We start from the raw sequence: 22,225 nt of genomic DNA on the forward strand, positions 1-22,225 counted from the left end.
TGATAATGGAGACCATGCAGGCAGCCGTGCTGGTAACCCCCGGACATTTCGAGGTACGCGATGTGCCCATACCCGAAACCGGACCGGATGATGTACTGGTGAAGGTGGATCGCTGCGGGATATGTGGGACTGATGTGTATATATTCCAGGGCCATTACGTAGCCGACAGGCTGCCGTTCATTCCGGGGCACGAGTTTACCGGAACGCTAGCCCGCATAGGCGGCCGCGTCAGCGGTCTGCACGTGGGGCAAAGGGTGGTGGCGGATATCAATATCGGCTGCGGTCACTGCTACTTCTGCCGCCGCAATGAAATCCTGAACTGCCCTGAAATGCGCCAGATCGGCATTCACCGTGATGGCGGGTTCGCGCAATATGTTTCGGTCCCCGGGCGGCAGATCATTCCCGCATCGGAGGACACCCCGGCGGAGGTGCTGGCCCTGACGGAACCCGTGGCCTGCGTGGTCCGGGCCGCGCGCAAGGCTGGTGTGGGTTTTGGGCAATCGGTTGTCGTGCTGGGGGCGGGACCTGTCGGCAACCTGCATATCCAGATGATGCGGCTTGTCGGCGCGGCCCCGGTCATTGCCGTTGAACTCTCCCCCGAACGCGCCCGGCTGGCTGCCCGCGCGGGAGCCGATGTGGTGATTACCGACCCGGAGCGGGTAGTCGATACCGTCAGGGCGCATACAGGCGGCCGCGGTGCGGACGTGGTGATAGAAAGCATCGGCCTGCCAGCCCTTTATGCCCGCGCGTTCGATCTGATCCGTCCCGGTGGGCATGTCGCGGCCTTTGGCATTACCGGTCCCGATGATACCATTGCGCTAGGGATACTCGACATGATCCTGAAGGAAACCTCGATCAAAGGTTCCGTTGCCGGCATGGGGCAGGACATGCACGATGCCCTGACCCTGTTGCAGCATGGTCGATTTATGGTTGAACCCTTTACGCAGGCGGTAGTCCCGCTGGAGCAGATCCAGTCCGCATTCGATACGCTGAAGGACAGGCCGGAGATACTGAAAGTCCAGATCGCGCCGCCAGTGTAACGGGGGATCAGCAGGCTGGAAACCAGACGACTGTTATCGGATGTCCGGCGGCAAAATCTCCATCTGTTCCGGTCTCATGATGATCTGGCATGATGCGGTGAACGGTTTCCGCATGGGTAAATGCCTTGTTACTTATGGTGCGAATGGGGTACAGGGGGCGCCGTCCGGTTGCATACCCGGTCGCCGCAATCGACCCACTGTCAGTTTAAGGGGATACCATGCCGAAAGTATCGAATGTAGCCAGACAGTCCGGGTTGCATGAAAAGAAGAATTCCGGCTCCCCCACACGGGCACCGCGCGCCAGGGATGCGGAGGCAACGCAGAAACGCATTCTGGCTGCCGCCAAGAAGGAATTCGCCATGAGTGGTCTGGCTGGCGCGCGGGTTGATATCATTGCCGAGCGGGCCGAAGCCAACAAACGCATGATCTACCATTACTTCGGCAGCAAGGAAGCCCTGTTTGAACGGGTGCTGGAAGATGCCTATGCCGATATATGCATTGCGGAACAGTCCCTGAAACTGGATCATCTGGACCCGAAGGAAGCACTTGAAACCCTTGTCCGCTTTACATGGAAATACTATCTGGAAAACCCGGAATTCCTGACGCTGGTGAATAATGAAAACCTGCAGAAGGCCGTACACCTTCAGGCATCGGAAGTGCTGCCGGTCATCAGTCGCAACCGGCTGGACATGGTCGAATCCCTGCTGGCGCGCGGGGTGAAGGCAGGTATATTCCGCCGTGGCATCGACGCCATGCAATTGAACATAACGATCGCGGCTGTCGGGTATTATTATATTACGAACCGATTTACGGGTTCCATTATTTTTGACTGTGATTTCATGGCGCCGGACCTGCTGCGCAAACGGCTGGAATTCAATATTGAAACGATTATCCGCACTGTATGCAAATAAACCGTCTGAAAAAACGGCATACTGGTTCACGCCGCCTGATTCGACAGGCGCGCACCACAGGTCCCCTGCTGTCAGGGGTTGTGCAGACAGGGCATGTAAACTTTCATAACGCGCTGTCCGTTTACGGCACGCGTCGCGCCGACAGGGCGCGTAGTCGGCTGGTGGCGATAGCACTTTAATACTGACTTCACATGCGCGTGGGACATCATCCTACCTTTGGGATTGCCCTTGATCGGGTCAAACCGAATATATAAATAACCAGATAGTTACATGTGGTAAAAGAGGTTCCGGTATGTCAAAAACAAAAAGCGCCGCGGACGTTGCCGCGTTGATCCGTGATGGCGCGATCGTCGCCGTAAATTCGTCAAGCGGCCTGTGCTGTCCCGATGCGGTTCTGGCCGCCATTGGCGAGCGGTTCCGTACCGAAGGCGCGCCACGCAACATCACCACAATCCACCCCATTGCCGCAGGCGATATGTTCGGCACGCGCGGCGTGGATCATCTGGCGCAGCCGGGGCTGATTTCCACCATTATCGGTGGATCCTATCCGTCCGGCCCGTCCTCGGCGGAACCACCGCTGATCCGCCAGATGCTGGGCCGTAATGAAATTGCGGCCTATAACGTGCCAAGCGGCATCATATTCGACATCCTGCGCGAAGGGGCGGCCATGCGGCCAGGCGTGCTGACAAAGGTGGGGTTGGATACCTTCGTTGATCCCGCGCAGGAAGGCTGCGCCATGAATGAGGCCGCACGGGACAGACCCCTTGTCAGCAAGGTGGAATTCCAGGGGGAGGAATGGCTGTATTTCCCCGCCATTCGGCCTGATGTGGCCATTATCCGCGCCAGCACGGCCGATGAGCGCGGCAACCTGACATTCGAGAATGAAGGGGCCTATCTTGGCGCGATGGAACTGGCGCTGGCGGCGCATAATAGTGGCGGCATCGTAATCGCGCAGGTGCGGCAGGTCGCGCAGGCGGGCACGCTTCGCCCCCATGATGTGCGCGTGCCCGGTATTCTGGTGGATTACGTTGTGGAAGCGCCCAACCAGTTGCAGACCACCGCCACCCCGTATGACCCCGCCATATCGGGTGAAGTATTCCGGCCACTGGACAGTTTTGCACTGCCCCCGTTCGATGCGGCCAAGGTGATCGCGCGCCGTGTCGCACGGGAACTGCAACCCGGATGGGCGGTGAATATCGGTTTTGGCATATCGGCCAACGTTCCGCGCATCCTGCTGGAAGAAGGACGCCATGGCGAGGTGACATGGGTGATCGAGCAGGGGGCGGTCGGTGGCATTCCGCTTCTTGATTTCAAATTCGGCTGCTCCTCCAATGCCGAAGCATTTGTCGCATCGCCGCACCAGTTCACCTATTTTCAGGCGGGCGGTTTTGACCTGTCGCTTCTGTCCTTTCTCCAGATTGATGGCAACGGATCGGTCAATGTGTCCCGACTGTCGGCGCGCCCGCATGTAACGGCGGGTTCGGGCGGGTTTGTCGATATTACTTCCCGCGCACGCAGGATCGTTTTTTCCGGGTATTTCAATGCCGGGGCCAAATTCGACATTGTGGATGGCAGGCTGGTGATTACGCGCGAAGGAAAAATTGCCAAAATCGTCAATCAGCTTGAACAGGTTTCCTTCTCCGGCCCGCGCGCCATCGCGCAGGGGCAGCAGGTGCTGTACGTAACGGAACGCTGCGTCATGCAACTGACCCCGGACGGGTTGATGGTAACGGAAATCGCGCCGGGCGTGGACCTGCAGACGCAGGTGCTCGATCAGGCGGAAGCGCCTCTGCTGGTTTCCCCGTCGCTCCGCGTGATGGATGCAGCGCTGTTCCAGCCCGATGGCAAAATCGCGCCGCAGGGTTCCCGCGTGGCGGCATAGGTTCACGCCTGCCTGTTCCGTCATATGTCACGCATATGGCGGGGCAGGGACGACCAAAAGATTGTTTGAAAATAAATCTTCACCAAAAACGTCCTTATGCTTTCCGGATATTTCCTGACAGACTTTGCAAACAGCCTTTAAGGAGAGTTGATCCCATGGCGGGTGAACGCGCGTTTCTGACGCGTCTTTTCAGGGCCGCAGTCGCGGCGGCAGATCCTGAAATTGTGCTGGGTCCGTTTCTTCCTCCGCGCCCCAAAGGGAAAACGGTTGTCGTGGGGGCGGGTAAGGGCGTAGCCCAGCTTGCCCATGCGCTGGAACGTTTATGGGATGGTCCCCTGTCTGGCGTTGTGGTGACACGGTATGGTTATGGCATCCCGTGCAGACGCATCCGTGTTGTCGAGGCCGGGCACCCGGTTCCCGATCAGGCGGGACTGGATGCGACGGGCCTGCTGTTTGCGGCTGTTCAGGGGCTGGAGGCGGACGATCTGGTGATCGCCCTTGTCTGCGGTGGCGGTTCGGCATTGCTGCCAGCCCCGGCGGCGGGATTGGGCCTGCAGGATGAAATTGCCCTTAACGAAATCCTGCTGGCCTCAGGTGCCCCGATTTCCGTCATGAACATGATCCGCAAGCAGGTTTCCCGCATCAAGGGGGGCAGGCTGGCGGCTGCGGCATGGCCTGCGCGGGTTGTCAGTCTTGTTGTATCCGATATCCCGGGGGACAATCCCGCACTGGTGGCATCAGGGCCAACAGTGCCGGATGCGGCGGGCGTGCAGGATGCGCTGGCCGCAGTCAGGCGCTACGGCATGACGCTCCCCCCTGCAATCATGCACTCTCTCAATACGGCAACAGTCGAAGCCCCCAGCCCGGACGACCCCCGCTTTCAGCGCAATACGGTGCATGTCATTGCCTCGGCCTCCCTGTCGCTGGAAGCTGCGGCACGGACTGCGGAGCGCGAGGGCATACCGGCTGCCATCCTGTCTGACTCCGTGGAAGGGGAGGCGCGTGACGTTGCACAGGTTCATGCAGCGATTGCCCGCGAAATCGTGCAGCGCAACCGGCCCTTTCCCCGCCCTGTCCTGCTTCTTTCCGGTGGGGAGACAACGGTCACCCTCAAAGGACATGGGAAGGGAGGACGAAACAGCGAATTTGCCCTGTCCCTTGCAATCGGCATCAGTGGCGTGGAAGGCATCCATGCGCTGGCAGCCGATACGGATGGCATTGACGGGAGCGAGGATAATGCCGGGGCTTTCGTCGATACGTTTACGGCCACCCGGCTTTATCAGCGCGGGATGGACCCGGCGTCCCTGTTACGACGCAATGACGCATGGACGGCTTTTTCCGCGTTGGGGGACCTGTTTGTAACCGGCCCGACAGGGACGAATGTAAATGACTTCCGGGCCATTCTGATTGCACGGCATCCGATGTGATGCCCTGCCGGGCGCCATGCTGTCGGCTTCCTTAAAGCTCAGGACCGACAGGGTGCGTGATCGGGGCGTTATGCAACGAACGCTGGCATCCGGCGTTAAACTGATGGTCCTAGGGCCTGCAAAGAGGTTCTGGAGCGGCCTGTTTGGCTATTTTTAATGATTGTTGTGTTTGATCGCGCGTCGTGCGGAACGGCAAATGTTGTCCGTTCTGCTGCGGCACAGGATCATCGACACAAGGAGTAGTGACATGGACAAGGATCGTATGGCAGGCATGGCAAAGCAGGCCAAGGGCGCCATCAAGGAAGCCGCAGGCAAGGTCCTCGGCGATACAAAAATGACTGCCGAAGGCAAGGGCGAAAAGGCCGCAGGCAAGGTCCAGAACGCCGTTGGCGGCGTGAAGGATAAAGTGAAGGAATAATACCGCTCGGGTCTGTTACGGGGCGACCGGGTATCACGGCTGCTGGCAGTCTGTATTCGGTCCACCCTGCAATAAAAGACAGAATAATAACAGGCTCGCAGTATAATCGGGTCCGTTTGTGAACGGTGTATCGTGCATGTCCTGTGCCGATCTGAAAAATCATAGGGCATGCACTCCTGTCCGTGGCATGACGGATATCCGGATACAGGATGACATCACCGTTTCCGCGATCCATGTTTCGGGCGACATGGTGCCTGTATAAATATCTTGCCCCACAGGATTGCCTGCCTTGTGCATAAGGTAGCAGGATCATCCCATCCGGTTTCCTGCAGAACAGGCAGACAGCGCACCGTGCTTGCAACAGCAGGGTGCTGAATACCCTTTCCAGATTCAGACATTCGTAACCGACCCAATGCAGCGATACGGCTCTGTCGCGCTTCTGACATGCGAGGTTTACGACCGGCTCCGATGCGAGGGTTGAGACCTAACGGAGTAAAGCGATGAGTACAATTCTTATCATCATTGTGGTGATTCTGCTGCTTGGTGGCGGTGGGGGGTATTATGCGCATGATCGCTATGGCGGTGCGGGACTTGGGGGTGTTCTCGGTCTCGTTGTCCTGATCCTGCTGCTGCTATGGCTGTTCGGGGGGCTTGGCGGTGTCAGCAGGGTATAGCCGGGCCGGGGCAGGGAACTGACGGATATATAAGAAATGGAAATGGTGCGTTTCCATGCTTGTTGTTCATGTCGGTTGGTTATCCCGGTATGCACGGATGACGGCAGGACTGTAGCCGGGAACGGATGGAAGAAATCATGAAAATCTTCCGTCCCGTTTTCTGTCTTCTGATTGCCAGTATATCCCGTTCCTTTCCGGAGAGTTTTTATGAAATATAACCCCCTGTTCCTGCCCCTCGCAGCGGTTGGTATCGCTCTTGCCTGCGTCCGGCCTGTTGCGGCGCAGGTCGTGACCAATCCGGCACAGGTGCAGTCCGGGCATTACGACGTTGAAGCCGCCCATACACAGGTCGGTTTTTCCGTTCTGCATTTCGGTTTTACCAATTATGGGGGCGTGTTTTCACAGGTTTCCGGCACACTTGACCTGAACGCCCACGCGCCTTCCGCATCGAAACTGTCGGTCACCATTCCCCTTGCATCAGTCCAGACCACCAGTTCCCGCCTTACGGAAGAACTGAAGGGCGATCAGTGGTTTGACGCGACCAAATTCCCGAACGCCACCTTTGTTTCCCGCAGTGTTCAGGTAACGGGAGCCAGTGACGCGACGGTAGAAGGGGATCTGACCCTGCATGGCGTGACGCGGCCCGAGACCCTGAAAATCCACTTCATCGGGGCGGGCGTGAATGCGATGGACAAGAAATATACGGCCGGTTTCGAGGCTACGGCGACAATAAAACGGAGCGATTTTGGCGTAAAAATGTACGTTCCGTATGTTAGCGACGAAGTGCGCCTGTTTATCAACGGTGCTTTTGAAAAGCAGGGCTGACACACTGCTGTTCCCGCATGCAGCATGCCGGCGGGAACAGATCAGGCGCAGGAACAAAAGGATCGGTCCATAAGACCCTTTTCGTAATCGCATGAAAGTTTTTGGTGAGGCTTTTTTAAAAAAGCTTTGGAAGACGCCGCCTTTTTGAAACAAGGCGGCACCCCAAAACTTTCCTGTTTTTTATTAAAGATTTCTTTTCAAACAATCTTTTACAGGCGGGGTAAGGCGATGCCATCCAGCACCGTCTGTACCAGCGTATCCATCCACTTTATATCAAGCGGGCCAACCGGCACCAGCATGCGGTAATAAATCGGACCGTATAACGCATCAAGCACCACTTCCGGGTCCAGATCCGGGCGCAGTTCGCCCTGTGTGATGGCGGCCTGCAATATGGTGCGGGCCTCGTCCCGGCGGGGACGGGCATATCCTTCCACAAATGCCGTAATGGTATGCGGGTCACGCTGTCCTTCGGCAAGGATGGCGGCCATAACGCGCCCCGTTGGCCCGGCATAGACCTCCGCCACGCGCAGTAACTGCCGGCGCAGGGCATCCAGCGCGCTGTCACCATCCTTTGGATAGCTGATCTTGGGTTCCGTCGCGGCAAGGAAACCCGCCATCGCCAGCGCGCCCTTGCTGGGCCACCAGCGGTAGATCGTACTCTTGCCGACACCGGCGCGGGCGGCCACGGCCTCCATCCCGAAACCGGCTATCCCGTTTTCTTCAAGCAGGGCGTTGGCAGCCTGCAGGATTGCCGCGCGCGCGGCACGGTCGCGCGGTCGGCCCGCGCGGGTATGGGAATGGTCAGTGCGCTCCAGAGCAGGGAGGGATGGGTCCATATTGCGCGTCTCCTTGAGCATTCACTGCCCGGCATGACGAAAATGAGCAAGTTATTTTACTATATGCGTCTCTGAATCCTGATTAAGTCCCTTTCACTTTATAATTGACAATGAACGACAGGTCTACTTACGATACAAGTAGTATCGAAATAGGAAAACTGTCATGTCCATGGCATTGACTCCGCAGCAGGTCGCGTTTTTCCGTACGCATGGATACCTTTCCCCGCTTCAGGCTTTTTCCCCCGATCAGGCCCGGCATTACCGTGCCCGCCTTGAAGCCTATGAACGCCAGACGGGCGAGGAAATGAACGCGCGCCTCAAGATCAAGGCGCATCTTGCCTTTCCCTGGCTGTGCGACATGGCGCGCAACCCCGCCATCGTGGCGGCGGTCCGGTCGCTGCTGGGGCCGGATGTGCTGCTGTTTGGTGCATCGTGTTTTGCCAAGAACGCACATGATCCGCGTTTTGTCTCATGGCATCAGGATTCGGCCTATTATGGTCTGGACCCGCATGAGGAAGTAACGGTCTGGGTCGCCCTGTCACGTGCTGACACACGCAGCGGCTGCCTGAAGGTGCTGCCCGGCAGCCATCTTGGTCCCGATCAGGTGCATGATGAAACGTACGACGCTGCCAATCTGCTTTCACGCGGGCAATCACTGCGCGATATTGACGAAGCGCAGGCCGTGGAAATGCCACTCGAACCCGGCCAGTTCTCTATCCATCATGAACGTACGGCCCATGGTTCAGGCCCGAACCTGTCGGATGACCGGCGTGTAGGGGTGGCATTTTTCTATATGCCCGCTCACGTCCGCTCTACCCTTGGCCGCCGTACGGCGATGCCGGTCTGTGGTAGTGACTCCTACGGGCATTGGGACCGTGACCCTGAACCGCGCACTGATCTTGATGCACAATCCATGGCGGCGCTGGAAATGGTATGGGGGAACTATCGCGATAAAGCGCGAACAGGTCAGGCAGCACAGGGTAGTCCTGCACCCTGACCGTTCACGGCGGGCTTTTTATGCAAGGGAACAACAGTTTCCCCGGTTGTAAAGCCCGCCCCCTACGGGATGGCCGCCTGCTCACGGCAGCAGATATAGCCCCGCATCGGGCGGCAGGGCCTGACCGGACATCAGGGCCATGACATATAACGCCACCAGCATAAGGGCTGCGGCAATAAGCATTGGCCAGTAAAGGGGCGAGTGGCGATGTGTGGACAGGGGAATCGGACGCATTGTGGCCTCCATTCACGTTCGCGGACATTGCGTTGACGTCATGCCCGCATGGTGCAGACATGGGTGGCCAGACGTGATGGACAATACGTTCCTGCTGCATGGGCGGTGGTACGGGTAATGTGGGGGACGCATGGCTGGGTGATCCGGTTTTACGCCGGTCAGGACAGAAAATTCATAGGAGGGCATCGACTCTCCCGAAAATGCGATAACATTTCGTTTAAGAAATAATATGCTTTATCATGAAGCCATGAACATCCGCATCTGAAGGGGGGCATGAGATAGGAAAAGTAGCCGTCAGTATGCTCTTGCCCCCGGCCGATGCGCTTCTCTGTACGTTTTTTAAAACTGAACGGAATTCATCATGCGCAGTAAGAAGCTTGTCCATATCGTAACCTGTCATGCGGCGGGGGAGGTGGGGGATGTGATTGTGGGTGGTGTCGCCCCGCCACCCGGCGATACGTTATGGGCACAGTCGCGCTTCATTGCGCAGGATGAGACGCTGCGTAACTTCGTGCTGAACGAACCACGCGGTGGTGTGTTCCGCCACGTCAACCTGCTGGTCCCGCCACGCGATCCCCGTGCGCAGATGGGCTGGATCATCATGGAACCCGCTGACACTCCCCCCATGTCTGGTTCGAATTCGATCTGCGTTTCCACCGTCCTGCTGGAAACGGGCATCATACCGATGGTCGAACCCGAAACCCGCATGGCGCTGGAGGCACCGGGCGGAGTGATCGATGTGACCGCGACCTGCCGTGATGGCCGGGCCGAACGGATAAGCGTGCGCAATGTCCCGTCTTTTGCCGCCCGTCTGGATATCCTTCTGGATGTGCCGGGACTGGGCACGCTGAAGGTCGATACCGCCTATGGTGGTGACAGCTTCGTCATTGTGGATGCGGCGGCGCTGGGGCTGGATCTGGGGCCGGATTCCGCGCGGACGCTCGCGGAACTGGGCATGCGCATTACCGCCGCCGCCAACCGGCAGTCTGGCTTTCATCATCCCGACAATCCCGACTGGACGCATATATCGTTCTGCCTGTTCACCACGCCGGTTGAACTGCGCGATGGTGTCCGCACCGCCCCGCATGTGGTGGCGATCCGGCCGGGCAAGATTGATCGCTCACCTACCGGCACTGCATGTTCCGCCCGGATGGCGGTGCTGCATGCGCGGGGTGAAATGACGGTGGGAGACCGCTACGTCGCGCGTTCGATCATCGGTTCGGAATTCGACTGCCATATCGACGCCACCGCACGCGTGGGCGATACCGATGCAATCATTCCCGTTATTTCAGGCAGCGCATGGATTACCGGCACGCAGCAGTTGATGCTGGACCCCACGGACCCGTATCCGGCAGGCTACCGGCTGAGCGATACATGGCCGGTCATGGCTCCGGATATGTAGCATCGGTATCCAGAACCTGCTTCGCCTGTCCCTGCACGGTAAAGGCGATCAGCCCACACAGCACGGCGGCAATGCCCGTCCACGCCATTGCGCCGGGCAGCGGCGCGCCCAGAAACAGGGTATCACCGGCCAGTGCAAAGAACATTTCACTGGCCTGCGTGGCGTCAACGGCTGCAATGCGCATCGGGTCGGATGACATGTTCCGTGCGTAGATGAATAATGTCATCCCACCGCATCCCGCCACCAGCGCGACCAGTGCGGTATCGAGTATCTGACCCGCGGTGGGTGGCGGCGGGGCGCTGCCCAGCACCACGGCGGCAAAGACCGGCAATGCCCCCAGCGTCAGTAGCAATACGCTTACTGCCGGGTCGGCCAGAATATCGCCCCCTGGCAGGTTCCGGTCATGGCGCGCATGACTGAGCATCTGGTTGCCCAGCGGGTAGGTAAAGGCGGCTATGATAACCGGCAGTATTCCCGCCACGACCTGCCCCATGCTGGCGCCATCCTGCACGCGCGTCGCATTGACGATCATGACGCCCGCAGCAATGACCGCAAGCGACATGACCCCGCGTAGCGGCACCCGCGCGCCAAACGCCAGCATGACGATGGGGCTGGCCAGAATGGTCAACTGCCATGTGGTTGAAAGCATCCACGCAGGCGTATGCGCCGCCGCGTAGCAGAAACAGGAATAGGTAACGCCATACCCGCTGCCGCCCGCCAGCAGCCACACGATGGGCCGCGCACGATAAAGGGCGAAGACACGGCTTACGAAGGCAGGGCCACGCCGCACCAGCAGCCATGCCGTCAGCAGGATGGCGGTATCAAGATAACGTAGCGCGGCACTCCATGCCCAGTGTCCACCCTCCATGCTCATGAGACGGTTGAGGATGAAGGTCAGCGAAAACAGGCCCCCCGCCGCAATCCCCAGCATCATGACCCGCACAAGGGAGGGCGCGGTGGGGGCAGGAGCACACGCGGAAGGGAGGGGAACGGCGGTAGCAGGCATGACGGCGCATGACTTTCGGGAAGGGGCCCGGACCGGGACGGGATGGCGCGGAATATTAGTCGCGCCACCCCGCATGGTCATTACGATATCGGTGCAATACACCCATGCACCCGTAACGTTATTGCAGCGCCAGGCAGGCTGTGTGCATCCGGGCGCAGCAGGCGGCCAGCACGTCCGTATCCACACCGAAGGCAATGCGCACATGTCCCGGTGCGCGAAAGGCTGAACCGGGCACCAGCGCCACGCGCGCGGCTTCCAGCATATAGGTTGCGAAATCGACATCGGTACGCAGCACCTGCCCCGATGGCGTGGTCCGGTTCAGGCAGCCGCTTACATCCGCGAAGACATAAAACGCCCCTTCCGGCAGCACGGCATCGAGACCGGGCGTGGTACGGACCATATCCATCACGATGGCGCGCCGCGTGCGCAGGATCGGCAGCCATTCATCCAGAAAGCCAACCCCGCCAGACAGTGCCGCACGGGCCGCATCCTGGCTTATGGAACTGGGGTTGGATGTGCTCTGGGACTGTAGCGTATCAAGTGCCGCGATCAGCCATGACGGCCCCCCGGCATAACCCAGCCGCCACCCGGTCATGGAAAAGCTCTTGGATACGCCGTTAATGGTCAGGATACGTGAGGCCAGTGCCGGACGCAGCGCCGCCGGGGTGGCGAATGTCGTATCAAAAACAATGGCTTCATAAATATCGTCGGCCATGATCATCACGTTGTCATGCGGGGCAATGACATCGCACAGCGCACCCAGTTCCGCCGCCGGATAGACCGCGCCGGTGGGGTTGTTGGGGGAATTGAGGATGACCCAGCGGGTGCGTGGCGTAATCGCCGCCGCCAGGTCTTCAGGCGTCAGTTTCCAGCCATTGCTGGCATGGCAGGGCACCAGAACCGGCGTACCGCCAGCAAGGCGGATCATGTCGGGATACGAGACCCAGCACGGCGTGGGGACAATCACCTCATCGCCCGCGTCCAGCGTGGCGAGGAAGGCATTGAATATGATCTGTTTCGCTCCGCAGGATGCGATGACTTCATTCTGTACGAAATCCAGCCCGTTGCGCTGGCGAAAATACGCCCGGATCGCATCCTTCAGCCCGGTGGTGCCCGCCACGGCGGTATATTTGGTCAGGCCCGCACGGATGGCGGCGATGCCTGCTTCGGCAATGGGGGCGGGGGTATCGAAATCCAGTTCACCTTCGCCCAGATTGTCAACCGTGACACCGGACGCCGCAAGGGTGCGTACCGTGTCGGAAATGGCGGCGGTGGGCGATGCGCCAATCATGCCCATGCGTGGGGCCAGCCTGCCGGAGGGTGCCATGGCGTGGATATTCCTTCCATATCGGGGGACGCGCCGCATCCTGATGCGCGGCGTGCTCCAATATTGTACAGAACATCACATAAAGATCAATCTTGCGGACGTTCCTTTCGGGCTCCGCGGGCCATGGCCTTTGCGGCCTCATAGGCGCGGCCAAGATGCTCCGCCATCATCGTGGATGCGTCCTCGTTACGGCCGTTGGAGAGTGCATCCATTATGCGCAGATGTTCACGGCACCAGTCGCGTACACGGCGGCGATTGACATAGCCCCCGAACTCCAGCAGCCGTCGCAGCCGGTTATGCTGTTGCATGGTCTGTACAATGAAGGCGTTATGCGTGAAGCGTGCGATCATTTCATGAAACTGCGCATCGGTATCGAATATCTGCACCGCGCTGACCCGCGATATGTCGGGGTGCGATTCAAGGTAGATATGCTGGATACGGCAGTGTTCCAGCGCCCCCGGATCGATACGGAAATGTTCGCCCATCATGCTGGCAGGTTCGAACATGCGGCGGAATTCGTAGCTGTTCTGTAAGGCCACGCCGGTATCCAGCGTGGGCAGGAAGGTCCAGCCGCGTCCCTGATTGCGCCTGAGCAGCCCGTCATCCACCAGCCGCAGCAGCGTGCGCTGCAGCAGGGCGCGGTCCACGTCATAGCGGCGGCTTATGCTGCTTTGCGTAAAGGATTCCGGCAGGTCGCCGTTAAGGCGTTCCTGCACGATCTCGGAATACAGGTCCTGTTCGGGGGTGGAAGGAACGGAAATGTCCACATGCTGGATCTCGCCCGCGTTGGCCCGCAGGAAATACCCCTGATTGCGACGCGCCTCGATAATGCCGCGTTCGGCCAGCAGCGCCAGCGCCGTGCGGATGGGCGAACGCGAGATGCCAAGCAGATCCGCAAGCTGCTGTTCGCGCAGGTGATGTCCCGGCTCAAAGCGGCCTTCGCGGATGATGTCGAGGATCTGGTTGGCCAGAAGATAACGTTTTTGGGTCGGGCGGCGGACCATGCGTGTCCTGATGAAATCGTGCTGATGGTGGGCGATCATACAAACTTCATCATCATATGTCGATCTGGCCATGGAATAATGCGAAATCGGAATGTTTCGTGCTTGACATGGAATGCGGAAGAATTTGTATTATTGAAACGTAACAGGACAATGTTGCCGCGCACCGTTCCGGTGGCGGTGTCCGCCGCACGACAGGGGCCGCATGATCCGCAACGCCATCCTTGCCGCGATATCCATACTGCCCCTGTGGCATGGCGCAGCGCGGGCGATGCCTACGCTGGCTACGCCGGGTGCATTGACTTCGGCCACGGCTGCGACCTTCACGCCTTTTGAATTCGTGCGTGACGGTCAGGTGACGGGATTTGATATAGACCTTGCCGCCGCCATGGCCGCGCGGCTGCACCTGCGCCCGGTAACGGTGAACATGCAGTTTGACGGGCTGATCCCGGCACTACAGGGCGGCCGTGTCGATTTCATCAATTCGGCCATGTATATCAGTACCGAACGTGCGCGGGCGGTCGATTTCGTGCCCTATCTTCAGGTTGCGAACGTGGTCATGGTCTCCGCCGCCCGGCCCGGTGGCATTACGGGCAATGATCTCAGCCTGTGTGGGCGGCAGGTCGCCGTTACCCTTGGCGGGATCGAGGATGACAACGCACGTGACGCCTCCGCCCGGTGTCGCGCGGCGGGACGGCCCGCGCTGGACGTGCTCAGTTTCCCCACGGGGCAGGATACGGCCATGAACCTGCGCGCCGGGCGGGTGGATGCGGCGTTCGATTCCGTTTACGGCGCGGTCACGCTCATGCACGACATGCCCGGTGTTTACGCCGTGGCGGGACGCCCTTTCGGCACGGATGCGTGGATCGGCTTTGCCGTGCGCAGGGGCGATACGGCCATGCGCGATATGCTGGCCGGTGCCCTGCACGCGGTGCGGGCGGATGGCACGTTCGATGCGCTGGTGCGCCGGTGGGACCTGCCGCCTGCGGAACAGGTCGATACCGCGGCACAGGGACAGGTGCGTCGTGGCGGCCTATGGCGGGGGCTGGCGGCGTGCTGGGGGTATTTCGCATCATGGCTGTTTTTTGAAGCAGCCCTCATGACATTGCTGGTTACCATCCTGTCGCTGGCGGCGGGCTGTGTGATCGGGCTGGGTGCCGCCCTTATGCAGTCGTCGCGCCTGCGCGTGGCGCAGGTAGTGGTGGCGCTGTATCTGTGGCTGTTCCGTGGCACGCCCGTGCTGTTGCAGATCGTGTTTGTCTATAACGTGCTGCCGGGTTTCGGCCTGCGGCTTTCGGCGCTGCTGTCCGCCGTGCTGGCGCTTTCGCTGAACGAAGGGGCCTACATGGCCGAAATCATCCGCGCCGGACTGCGCGCCATCCGGCCCGGACAGCGCACGGCAGGGCTGGCGCTGGGCCTGACACCCGTGGGGGTCATGCGGCATATCGTCGCCCCGCAGGCATTCCGTGTGATTGTGCCCATGCTGGGTAATCAGGCGATCGGTATGCTCAAGACCAGTGCGCTGGTGTCCGTGATTGCAGTGGAAGACCTGCTGCTGGTCGCCAATCAGGCTGCATCCGCCAGCTTCCGGTATCTTGAAGCCCTGTCCGCCGCAGGTCTGTATTATCTGGCGCTGACAACCCTGTTCATGCTGGGGCAGGCGGTCCTTGAACGCAGGCTGGACCCGGCGGTGCGGACTACGGGCGGCACGCTGCTGGCACGTCTTGGCCGGATGGTGGGGAGTGCTGGCGATGCCCGTTGAAACCCTAGCGTCCCCACAGACCCCGATCCTTGAAGTCAGCGGTATCTGCCGCAGGGTCGGTGATGCGGTGCTGCTTGATGACTGCGCCTTTACCCTGCCACGTGGGCAGACGGCGGTCCTGCTTGGCCCTTCGGGTGCGGGCAAGTCCACGCTGCTGCGCTGCATCAATCTGCTGGCCCCGGCCGATAGCGGGCGCATCCTGTTCGACGGGCGTGACATCATGGCGCCGGGCGTGGATGCGCCGGGCGTGCGACGCGACATTGGCATGGTGTTCCAGAATTTCGAGCTGTTCGATCATATGACCGTGCTGGAAAACATCATGCTGGCGCCGATGCGCGTGCGCGGCCTGTCGCGTAATCAGGCGCGCGATCTTGCCATGGCCATGCTGGAAAAGGTGCACCTGCCGCACCGGGCCGATGCCCTGCCATCCGGTCTGTCGGGTGGCCAGCAGCAGCGCGCCGCGATCGCGCGCGCGCTGGCGATGCAGCCGCGGCTGATGCTGTACGACGAACCGACTTCCGCGCTGGACCCGGAAATGACCGGCGAGGTGCTGACAGTCATGTCCGACCTTGCGGCGGAAGGCATGGCCAGCGTGGTCGTAACCCATGAAATGGGTTTTGCCCGCCGTGTCGCGGACCAGATCGTATTCATGCAGGCCGGACAGGTGGTGGAGGAAACACCCGGCGCCGACTTCTTTGCCGGACGGTGCAGCGTGCGGGCCCGGCGTTTTCTTGAACGGGTGATGGACTGATCCGTCCCGCCCCTTTCCTTCGTTACTGAATGATCTGGATGGAATACAGATGAAGCAGACCCCAGACTTGGACCGGATGAAGCGCGATCTTGCCGCGCTGATCGCCATGCCCAGCGAAAACCCGCCGGGGCATGAGGCGCAGGTGGCCGATTACGTTGCCGCCTGCTTGGAGCCGCTTGGTTTTGTCATCACGCGGGATGAATATGAGCCGGGTCGCGTCAATATCGAAGCCCGTCTGGACAACGGACCCGGCCCGGTATTCGCGCTCAATACCCATATGGATGTCGTCCCGGCGGGAACGGGCTGGCAGCATGATCCCTTCACCATGACGGAGGAGGGCGGGCGGCTGTATGGTCGCGGGTCAAGTGACTGCAAGGGCTCGCTGGTCTGCATGATGGAAGCGGGCCGCATGCTCGCGGCGGACAGGGCGGAATGGCGTGGCACGCTGCTGCTTGTATTCGTGGCGGATGAGGAAGTGGCGAGCGTGGGCGCGCGGCGTTATGTCACCACCGCCCCGCATATTGATTACGTTATCGTGGGCGAACCCACATCGAACACAACCTATGCCGCGCATAAGGGCAGCCTGCGCCCGCTGGTGCGCGTGCATGGCACACCGGCCCATTCCGGCACGCCAGATCTGGGGGATAACGCGATCTATCGCGCCGCCGCGCTGGTGAACATGGTTGCTGCCGAACATGCGGATGTTGTCCGTCATATCGACCATCCGCTGGTGGGGGCTGCAAGCCTTACGATCACGCGCGCAAGCGGTGGCCATGCGGATAATGTCGTGCCGCAGGGCTGCGACCTGCTGCTGGACCGCCGCATTGTTCCGGGCGAAGATGAAGAAGCCGTCAAGGCGCAGATTGCCAGCCTGCTGGCGCGCGCCAATGCACAGGCAGGCGTGCGGGCCGAAATTGTTGAATTCCGTCCCACGACCGGCGGTGCGGTTGAAACACCGGCGGACCATGTGATCGTGCAGCAGGGGCTTGCGGTCTGTCGTGCCAATGGTGTCGCGAAGCCCGGTCCCTTCGGTTTTCAGGGCGCGTGCGATCTGGTGCATTTCTGTAATGCCGGGGCGGCTGGCGTGGTGATCGGGCCGGGTGTGCTGAGTGTGGCGCACAAGGCCGATGAATACGTGCCCGAAGCCGACCTGCCGGTGGCGGCCTGCATTTACCGCGATATGGTTATCGCCCTGATGCCCGTCTGACTGTCATGCGGGTCACGCTGCATCGCGCCATGCTGACATATGCCGATCCGGCGGCGTCAGTGCATACCGCGTCCTCTGGTCCGGTGGCCGGGCTGGATACGTTATACCTGCTTGTGGATACGCCCCATGGTGCGCCCGTGGTGGGGGAGGTGCGGATAAACTGCGCCTATCTCAACGGCTATGAACCTGACACGATCATGCGCGCAGCAGTGGCCATGCTGCCCACGATCGACTGGGCGGCGGGTGCTGACGCACTGCTTGAAAGCGGGGTGGGGCAGGGGCAGATCGCGCCCGTGCGCATGCTGCTTGATACCCTGCTGCATGACTGGGCGGCAAAGGCGCGCGGCGTGCCGGTGGCCCGCATGCTAGCCTCCGCCATGCCGGGCAATGCGAATGGACCGGGAGGCGATGAAATCGCCCATGCGACAAACCAGACGCTGTTCCTCACTCCCATGGATGTCTTCCTTGCCCGTGCCGAAGCGTATGTAGCGCGCGGCTTTCGGGATCTGAAAGTGCGGCTGGGTGCTGATGCGGATGATGACATCACACGGATTGCCGCCCTGCGCGCGCGATTTGGCCGGAACGTGCATATCGCAGCCGATGCCAATGGCGTGTGGGGGGAAGACCATGCGCGCCGCATGCTGGACCGGCTGGCGACATATGACCTGTCCTATGTCGAACAGCCCGTGGCGCCGGGCGACTGGGCCATGCTGGACCGGGTCGCACGTACAAGTCCCGTTGCCATCATGCTGGATGAAAGCATGGCGTCACCAGCCGATGTGGAGCGGATCATCGATCTGCCCCGCACGGTCATGGCGCATCTGAAACTGCTGAAATTCGGTGGTGTCGCGCCGGTCATGGCGGCGGTGCGACGCTTACGGGCGGAGCATGTCGGGTTCATGACCGGACAGATGAACGAAGGGGGTATCGGCACGGCAGCGATGCTGCATGTCGCCGCCGCCACCGCACCGGACCATGCCGAACTCTATGGCGCGGATGGATTGTCCAATGATCGCGCAACGGGCGTGACCTATGGCGCGGGGATGGCCCGTGTATCGGCGCGGGCCGGATGGGGTGTGGATTTCAATCCCACGGGAACAACCCTTGTAACGGAGTACATGGTAGCATGAACGCAATCGCAGGCGTGGTGCAGGGGCAGGAAGCAACCTTCCCCCGCGCCGAATATGATGGTCGCGTCGCACGGACGCGTGCGGCGATGGAAAAGGCTGGCATCGACGTGATGGTCGTGACCGGGCCGGAAAACATCTATTACCTGACCGGTCAGCAGACACCGGGATATTATACGTTCCAGTGCCTTTTGCTGCCGGTGGACGGTGATCCGGTATTCATTATCCGGCAACTGGAATATTTTAACTTCATCGCCAATACCTACCAGTCAGATGCCCGCATCTATCAGGACGGGCAGAGCCCGATGAAGCTCCTGGCTGAGGTCATCCGTGAACGCGGCTACGCCACGCGGCGTATCGGCGTGGACAAGAATGGCTGGTTTCTCTCCCCTGCTGCGTACGAGGCCCTGTGCAGCCAGCTCGGCACGGTTCATGACGCAGCCGGTATTGTCGAAAGCCAGCGTGCCATCAAATCGCCGCTGGAGGTCGAAAAGATTGCCCGTGCCGCCACCTATGTCGATGCGGGCATGCGCGCGGGACTGGCCAGCGTGCGCGCCGGGGCGAGCGAGAACGACATGGTCGCGGCCATGATGGGATCGGCCATTGCCGCCGGGTCGGAATATGTTGGGATGGAGCCGCTTGTTTCCTCCGGTCCGCGCAGCGGGGTGCCTCACGGGACATGGCGGCGGCGGATGATGGTGGCGGGTGATCCCGCTTTTCTGGAAATGGCGGCGTGTCATGACCGCTATCACGCAGCCCTCATGCGTTCGGCATGGATCGGCACGCCGCTGCCCGAAGCGGTGGACATGATGAAGGTCTGTCAGGATGCGCTCGCCGCCTCCCTCGATGCGATCCGTCCCGGTGTCACCTGTCAGGAACCGCACCGGGTCTGTCAGCGCATTATCGATGCCGCCGGCTATACCGACAGTTTCCGCAAGCGGCTGGGCTACAGCATCGGGATTTCCTTCGCGCCCGACTGGGGCGAAGGCGCGATCCTGAGCCTGAATGAAGGTGAGACAACCGAACTGCGTCCCGGCATGACCTTCCACCTGCCGCCCGCGCTGCGGCTGTACGGGCGTTTTACCGTGGGCGTAAGCGAAAGCATTGTCGTGACCGAAACGGGCTGCCGCGTGCTGGGCACGATCGACCGCGCGTTGCACGCCGTCGCGGCATGATCGCGCCTTACCGCCCCTGGAACATAGAAGATACTGAAGAAAACATGAAAAATATTGATGAGAGCCGCGCCCGTCTGCACGGCATATTCAACATCACGGTAACACCCTTCGGCGCGGACGGGTCCATTGATCTGGCCGGGATCGCGCGCAGCATCGAACGTGTGCTGGGGCTGGGTTACGATGGTGTGCTGATCGGCGGCACCTATGGCGAATTTCCTGTCATGTCGCCGGATGAACGGGCGGGTCTGTTCCGGCACGTCATGGATGTTGTGGGCACGCGTGCGCCGGTCATGCTGTGCAGCGCGGATTCCGATCCGCGTGTCACGCGCGACCTGAGCATACTTGCCGGTGAACTGGGCGGCGTGCCGATGGTGATGGCGCCCTATGTGTCCGAAATCACCGATGCGCAGATACTCGCCTTTTTCCGCGAAATCGCGCCCCTGTCGCGCACCGGCACGATCATCTACAACGCGCCGGGCATCGGCATCACGCTTTCCCCCGCGCTGATCGAACAACTGGCGGAAGTCGAGGGGATTGTCGCACTGAAGCAGGGCGATCTGTCGGTCGGTGCGATTGACCGTATCGCCAATACGCTGTCGGGTCGGATCAGGCTGTTCTGTGCATCCGACCTCGCTTTCCACGGGCCGATGATGAACGGCTTCGATGGTATCAGCACAACCAATTCATGCGCGCTGCCTGAACTGGTTCTGGCAAGCTTCCGCGCGATACAGGAAGGGCGCGCGCATGAATCGCGCGACCTGCACAGGCTGTGGTACAGCTACCGTGCCCTGGCGCGCGGCATGGGGCAGCCGCAGACGGTCAAGGCCGCGATGGCGCTGCGCGGGTTCGATGGTGGTTCCGTGCGTCGTCCGCTGCTGGATCTGGATGCGGGGCAGAAAGCTGCCGTGGCGGAAGTGATGCGCACGATCGCGGCAGACCCGCGCGCGGGCTTTACGCTGGCTTGAACCCGGCGGCGGAGGGCAGGCGGACATGGCGCTGATTGTGGTGCGGCACGACACGGGACGACCGGGGCTGTATGGCGCGGCGGCGGGTATTGTTGCCGCGCAATGCGGCGCGCGGGTCATGCATGGGCCGGTAAGGCTGGATGAGGTCCGTGATCCTGATGCCTGCCAGCATGTGGGTACCGGCCCCGACCGCGTAGCCAGTGGCCTGCTGCATGCCGAAAGGCTGACGGGGCGGCAGGTGGATGCCATCGCGACCCCCGCGCAGATTGTTGCGGCGGCAGCCACGGACGATGTCGTGGTGCCGCTGGACGGACTGCTGGATGCGGGTACGGGCTTCGTCACCGATCTGTTGCGCCGTGGCGCAGCAGTCGGGCTGCGCAGGGTCAGCGCGTATCAGGATGGTGCCGTGCTGATGTGCCGGGATGATGGGGATGGCACCGTTGTCGCCCACGCGGTCCGCGATGGTTTTGGCAGGTTCCTGCCCGAAACGCATGATGCAGGGGGAGCGGAAGCCGGACGGGTCAGTGTAGTGCTGATCGGCAGGCCGGTCACGCATCACGAGGTCTATCCCGGTGCGCTGGCCGCATTGGGGGACGCGGCCGATGCGTTGGGGATCGGGGTGGATGTGACGTTTGTGGACCCGGCAGCCGCTGATGATGATCCCTGTTACGCAGCCCTGACGGATTTTGATGGCATGCTGCTGCCCGGTGGCGCGGCGGCTCCCGGTGCGCGCGGGCAGGTTCGGGCCGCCACCGTCGCGCTGGAAAGTGGCGTGCCCGTCATGGGCCAGTGTCTGGGCATGCAGACCATGGTAACCGCCTTTGCCCGGTCGCGCGCGGGGCTGCCCGATGCCACCATGGCGGAAATCGCGGGCGGGGCTGCGGGAGTACACAGTTTCATCCCCCATCCGCATTACCGTCTGGGCACGGGTAAACTTTCCCCGGTCCCGGATACGGTGCTGGGGGCAATGCTGGTGGATGGGGCGGCATGCGTTCGCAGCAACCACCGTTATGTCCTCAATACCCGGTTATTGCCGGGACTTGTCGCCGTCGGACTGCGGGTCGGGGCATGGAATGATGATGCGGACGTGGTCGAAGGGATCGAGGTTCCTTCACACCCCTTCTACATGGGCATGCAGGGCCATCCTGAACTGTCCTCCATCCCCGGCAGTCCCCATCCCTTATGTGTTGCATTCCTGCGCGCGGCCCTGACGCGGCGCGACGGGCGTGCGGAAGCGGAAAACAGGAAAGAACGGTAG

Annotated in this window: 21 protein-coding genes; 16 read left to right on the forward strand and 5 right to left on the reverse strand. The window is 61.0% G+C overall.

The genetic code is table 11. The features are described from left to right. Nucleotides 1-5: 5 nt before the first annotated feature. The 7 genes from KSAC_RS13990 to KSAC_RS14020 all read left to right on the forward strand — a co-directional run bounded on the left by KSAC_RS13990 (nt 6) and on the right by KSAC_RS14020 (nt 7,177). The gene (locus KSAC_RS13990; RefSeq protein ID WP_132305924.1) at nt 6-1,040 is read left to right on the forward strand and encodes a zinc-dependent alcohol dehydrogenase; all 1,035 of its coding nucleotides are present in this window, start codon (nt 6-8) and stop codon (nt 1,038-1,040) included. Between the two features lie 218 nt (nt 1,041-1,258). After that, nucleotides 1,259-1,951 (forward strand): TetR/AcrR family transcriptional regulator, encoded by a 693-nt coding sequence (locus KSAC_RS13995; protein ID WP_102324384.1) that lies wholly within the window; start codon nt 1,259-1,261, stop codon nt 1,949-1,951. Between the two features lie 292 nt (nt 1,952-2,243). Continuing rightward, nucleotides 2,244-3,833 carry an acyl CoA:acetate/3-ketoacid CoA transferase gene (locus KSAC_RS14000; protein WP_110547182.1) on the forward strand — a complete coding sequence of 530 codons (1,590 nt, stop codon included), beginning with the start codon at nt 2,244-2,246 and terminating at the stop codon, nt 3,831-3,833. A 155-nt stretch (nt 3,834-3,988) separates the two neighbouring features. Then, nucleotides 3,989-5,260, forward strand: a complete 1,272-nt coding sequence (locus tag KSAC_RS14005; protein ID WP_132305926.1) for a glycerate kinase type-2 family protein — start codon at nt 3,989-3,991, stop codon at nt 5,258-5,260. A gap of 169 nt (nt 5,261-5,429) precedes the next feature. Then, nucleotides 5,430-5,678 carry a CsbD family protein gene (locus tag KSAC_RS14010; RefSeq protein WP_341812700.1) on the forward strand — a complete coding sequence of 83 codons (249 nt, stop codon included), beginning with the start codon at nt 5,430-5,432 and terminating at the stop codon, nt 5,676-5,678. Nucleotides 5,679-6,178: 500 nt separating this feature from the next. Continuing rightward, the gene (locus KSAC_RS14015) at nt 6,179-6,352 is read left to right on the forward strand and encodes a DUF3309 family protein (protein ID WP_110547184.1); all 174 of its coding nucleotides are present in this window, start codon (nt 6,179-6,181) and stop codon (nt 6,350-6,352) included. 207 nt (nt 6,353-6,559) lie between these two features. Beyond that, the gene (locus KSAC_RS14020; RefSeq protein ID WP_132305928.1) at nt 6,560-7,177 is read left to right on the forward strand and encodes a YceI family protein; all 618 of its coding nucleotides are present in this window, start codon (nt 6,560-6,562) and stop codon (nt 7,175-7,177) included. Nucleotides 7,178-7,386: 209 nt separating this feature from the next. Here the strand turns inward: KSAC_RS14020 and KSAC_RS14025 are convergent, their stop codons facing one another. Next, nucleotides 7,387-8,013, reverse strand: coding sequence for a TetR/AcrR family transcriptional regulator (locus KSAC_RS14025; protein ID WP_102324800.1), 627 nt, complete (start codon nt 8,011-8,013; stop codon nt 7,387-7,389). Between the two features lie 163 nt (nt 8,014-8,176). Here KSAC_RS14025 and KSAC_RS14030 point away from each other — a divergent pair, with 163 nt between their 5' ends. Continuing rightward, nucleotides 8,177-9,010: a phytanoyl-CoA dioxygenase family protein gene (locus KSAC_RS14030; RefSeq protein ID WP_132305930.1), complete on the forward strand. Its 834-nt coding sequence runs from the start codon at nt 8,177-8,179 to the stop codon at nt 9,008-9,010. Nucleotides 9,011-9,091: 81 nt separating this feature from the next. On the opposite strand, the gene KSAC_RS17350 is transcribed toward KSAC_RS14030, so the two are convergent. Next, entirely contained in the window at nt 9,092-9,244 is a 153-nt protein-coding gene (locus tag KSAC_RS17350) for a hypothetical protein (RefSeq protein ID WP_162900380.1), read from the reverse strand. Nucleotides 9,245-9,605: 361 nt separating this feature from the next. On the opposite strand from KSAC_RS17350, the gene KSAC_RS14035 reads away from it, so the two are divergent. Continuing rightward, nucleotides 9,606-10,646: a trans-3-hydroxy-L-proline dehydratase gene (locus tag KSAC_RS14035; RefSeq protein ID WP_132305932.1), complete on the forward strand. Its 1,041-nt coding sequence runs from the start codon at nt 9,606-9,608 to the stop codon at nt 10,644-10,646. Here KSAC_RS14035 and KSAC_RS14040 read toward each other — a convergent pair. From KSAC_RS14040 to KSAC_RS14050, 3 genes are all read right to left on the reverse strand, one after another. After that, entirely contained in the window at nt 10,627-11,652 is a 1,026-nt protein-coding gene (locus KSAC_RS14040) for a multidrug resistance efflux transporter family protein (RefSeq protein ID WP_132305934.1), read from the reverse strand. The genes KSAC_RS14035 and KSAC_RS14040 overlap by 20 nt on opposite strands. 118 nt (nt 11,653-11,770) lie before the next feature. After that, nucleotides 11,771-12,979: a pyridoxal phosphate-dependent aminotransferase gene (locus KSAC_RS14045; protein ID WP_132305936.1), complete on the reverse strand. Its 1,209-nt coding sequence runs from the start codon at nt 12,977-12,979 to the stop codon at nt 11,771-11,773. An 86-nt stretch (nt 12,980-13,065) separates the two neighbouring features. Continuing rightward, nucleotides 13,066-14,022, reverse strand: coding sequence for a GntR family transcriptional regulator (locus tag KSAC_RS14050; RefSeq protein ID WP_207918706.1), 957 nt, complete (start codon nt 14,020-14,022; stop codon nt 13,066-13,068). A gap of 163 nt (nt 14,023-14,185) precedes the next feature. Between KSAC_RS14050 and KSAC_RS17445 the strand changes: the two genes are divergently transcribed. The 7 genes from KSAC_RS17445 to KSAC_RS14085 are packed head-to-tail and all read left to right on the forward strand — an operon-like array spanning nt 14,186 to nt 22,225. Beyond that, nucleotides 14,186-15,742: an ABC transporter permease subunit gene (locus tag KSAC_RS17445; protein WP_132305938.1), complete on the forward strand. Its 1,557-nt coding sequence runs from the start codon at nt 14,186-14,188 to the stop codon at nt 15,740-15,742. Next, on the forward strand, nt 15,732-16,493 hold the full coding sequence (locus KSAC_RS14060) for an amino acid ABC transporter ATP-binding protein (RefSeq protein WP_102324797.1): 762 nt from the start codon (nt 15,732-15,734) through the stop codon (nt 16,491-16,493). The genes KSAC_RS17445 and KSAC_RS14060 overlap by 11 nt, the downstream gene beginning before the upstream one ends. A gap of 49 nt (nt 16,494-16,542) precedes the next feature. After that, nucleotides 16,543-17,700, forward strand: a complete 1,158-nt coding sequence (locus KSAC_RS14065; RefSeq protein ID WP_132305940.1) for a M20 family metallopeptidase — start codon at nt 16,543-16,545, stop codon at nt 17,698-17,700. Nucleotides 17,701-17,705: 5 nt separating this feature from the next. Next, a complete protein-coding gene (locus KSAC_RS14070) occupies nt 17,706-18,830 on the forward strand; it encodes a mandelate racemase/muconate lactonizing enzyme family protein (protein ID WP_132305942.1) in 1,125 nt (374 codons plus the stop codon). Next, the gene (locus KSAC_RS14075; RefSeq protein ID WP_132305944.1) at nt 18,827-20,002 is read left to right on the forward strand and encodes a M24 family metallopeptidase; all 1,176 of its coding nucleotides are present in this window, start codon (nt 18,827-18,829) and stop codon (nt 20,000-20,002) included. Before KSAC_RS14070 ends, KSAC_RS14075 begins: the two co-directional genes overlap by 4 nt. A gap of 44 nt (nt 20,003-20,046) precedes the next feature. Further along, nucleotides 20,047-20,967: a dihydrodipicolinate synthase family protein gene (locus KSAC_RS14080; protein ID WP_102324370.1), complete on the forward strand. Its 921-nt coding sequence runs from the start codon at nt 20,047-20,049 to the stop codon at nt 20,965-20,967. A gap of 25 nt (nt 20,968-20,992) precedes the next feature. Continuing rightward, the gene (locus tag KSAC_RS14085; RefSeq protein ID WP_132305946.1) at nt 20,993-22,225 is read left to right on the forward strand and encodes a glutamine amidotransferase-related protein; all 1,233 of its coding nucleotides are present in this window, start codon (nt 20,993-20,995) and stop codon (nt 22,223-22,225) included.

Source organism: Komagataeibacter saccharivorans (genome assembly GCF_004348195.1).
In the GTDB taxonomy this organism is placed as follows: domain Bacteria; phylum Pseudomonadota; class Alphaproteobacteria; order Acetobacterales; family Acetobacteraceae; genus Komagataeibacter; species Komagataeibacter saccharivorans.

Bases quoted from the DNA above. Each gene is read 5' to 3' on its own strand.
- KSAC_RS13990 (WP_132305924.1), top strand. From the start codon at position 6: ATGGAGACCATGCAGGCAGCCGTGCTGGTAACCCCCGGACATTTCGAG.
- KSAC_RS13995 (WP_102324384.1), top strand. From the start codon at position 1,259: ATGCCGAAAGTATCGAATGTAGCCAGACAGTCCGGGTTGCATGAAAAG.
- KSAC_RS14000 (WP_110547182.1), top strand. From the start codon at position 2,244: ATGTCAAAAACAAAAAGCGCCGCGGACGTTGCCGCGTTGATCCGTGAT.
- KSAC_RS14005 (WP_132305926.1), top strand. From the start codon at position 3,989: ATGGCGGGTGAACGCGCGTTTCTGACGCGTCTTTTCAGGGCCGCAGTC.
- KSAC_RS14015 (WP_110547184.1), top strand. From the start codon at position 6,179: ATGAGTACAATTCTTATCATCATTGTGGTGATTCTGCTGCTTGGTGGC.
- KSAC_RS14020 (WP_132305928.1), top strand. From the start codon at position 6,560: ATGAAATATAACCCCCTGTTCCTGCCCCTCGCAGCGGTTGGTATCGCT.
- KSAC_RS14025 (WP_102324800.1), bottom strand. From the start codon at position 8,013: ATGGACCCATCCCTCCCTGCTCTGGAGCGCACTGACCATTCCCATACC.
- KSAC_RS14030 (WP_132305930.1), top strand. From the start codon at position 8,177: ATGTCCATGGCATTGACTCCGCAGCAGGTCGCGTTTTTCCGTACGCAT.
- KSAC_RS17350 (WP_162900380.1), bottom strand. From the start codon at position 9,244: ATGCGTCCGATTCCCCTGTCCACACATCGCCACTCGCCCCTTTACTGG.
- KSAC_RS14035 (WP_132305932.1), top strand. From the start codon at position 9,606: ATGCGCAGTAAGAAGCTTGTCCATATCGTAACCTGTCATGCGGCGGGG.
- KSAC_RS14040 (WP_132305934.1), bottom strand. From the start codon at position 11,652: ATGCCTGCTACCGCCGTTCCCCTCCCTTCCGCGTGTGCTCCTGCCCCC.
- KSAC_RS14045 (WP_132305936.1), bottom strand. From the start codon at position 12,979: ATGGCACCCTCCGGCAGGCTGGCCCCACGCATGGGCATGATTGGCGCA.
- KSAC_RS14050 (WP_207918706.1), bottom strand. From the start codon at position 14,022: ATGATCGCCCACCATCAGCACGATTTCATCAGGACACGCATGGTCCGC.
- KSAC_RS17445 (WP_132305938.1), top strand. From the start codon at position 14,186: ATGATCCGCAACGCCATCCTTGCCGCGATATCCATACTGCCCCTGTGG.
- KSAC_RS14060 (WP_102324797.1), top strand. From the start codon at position 15,732: ATGCCCGTTGAAACCCTAGCGTCCCCACAGACCCCGATCCTTGAAGTC.
- KSAC_RS14065 (WP_132305940.1), top strand. From the start codon at position 16,543: ATGAAGCAGACCCCAGACTTGGACCGGATGAAGCGCGATCTTGCCGCG.
- KSAC_RS14070 (WP_132305942.1), top strand. From the start codon at position 17,706: ATGCGGGTCACGCTGCATCGCGCCATGCTGACATATGCCGATCCGGCG.
- KSAC_RS14075 (WP_132305944.1), top strand. From the start codon at position 18,827: ATGAACGCAATCGCAGGCGTGGTGCAGGGGCAGGAAGCAACCTTCCCC.
- KSAC_RS14080 (WP_102324370.1), top strand. From the start codon at position 20,047: ATGAAAAATATTGATGAGAGCCGCGCCCGTCTGCACGGCATATTCAAC.
- KSAC_RS14085 (WP_132305946.1), top strand. From the start codon at position 20,993: ATGGCGCTGATTGTGGTGCGGCACGACACGGGACGACCGGGGCTGTAT.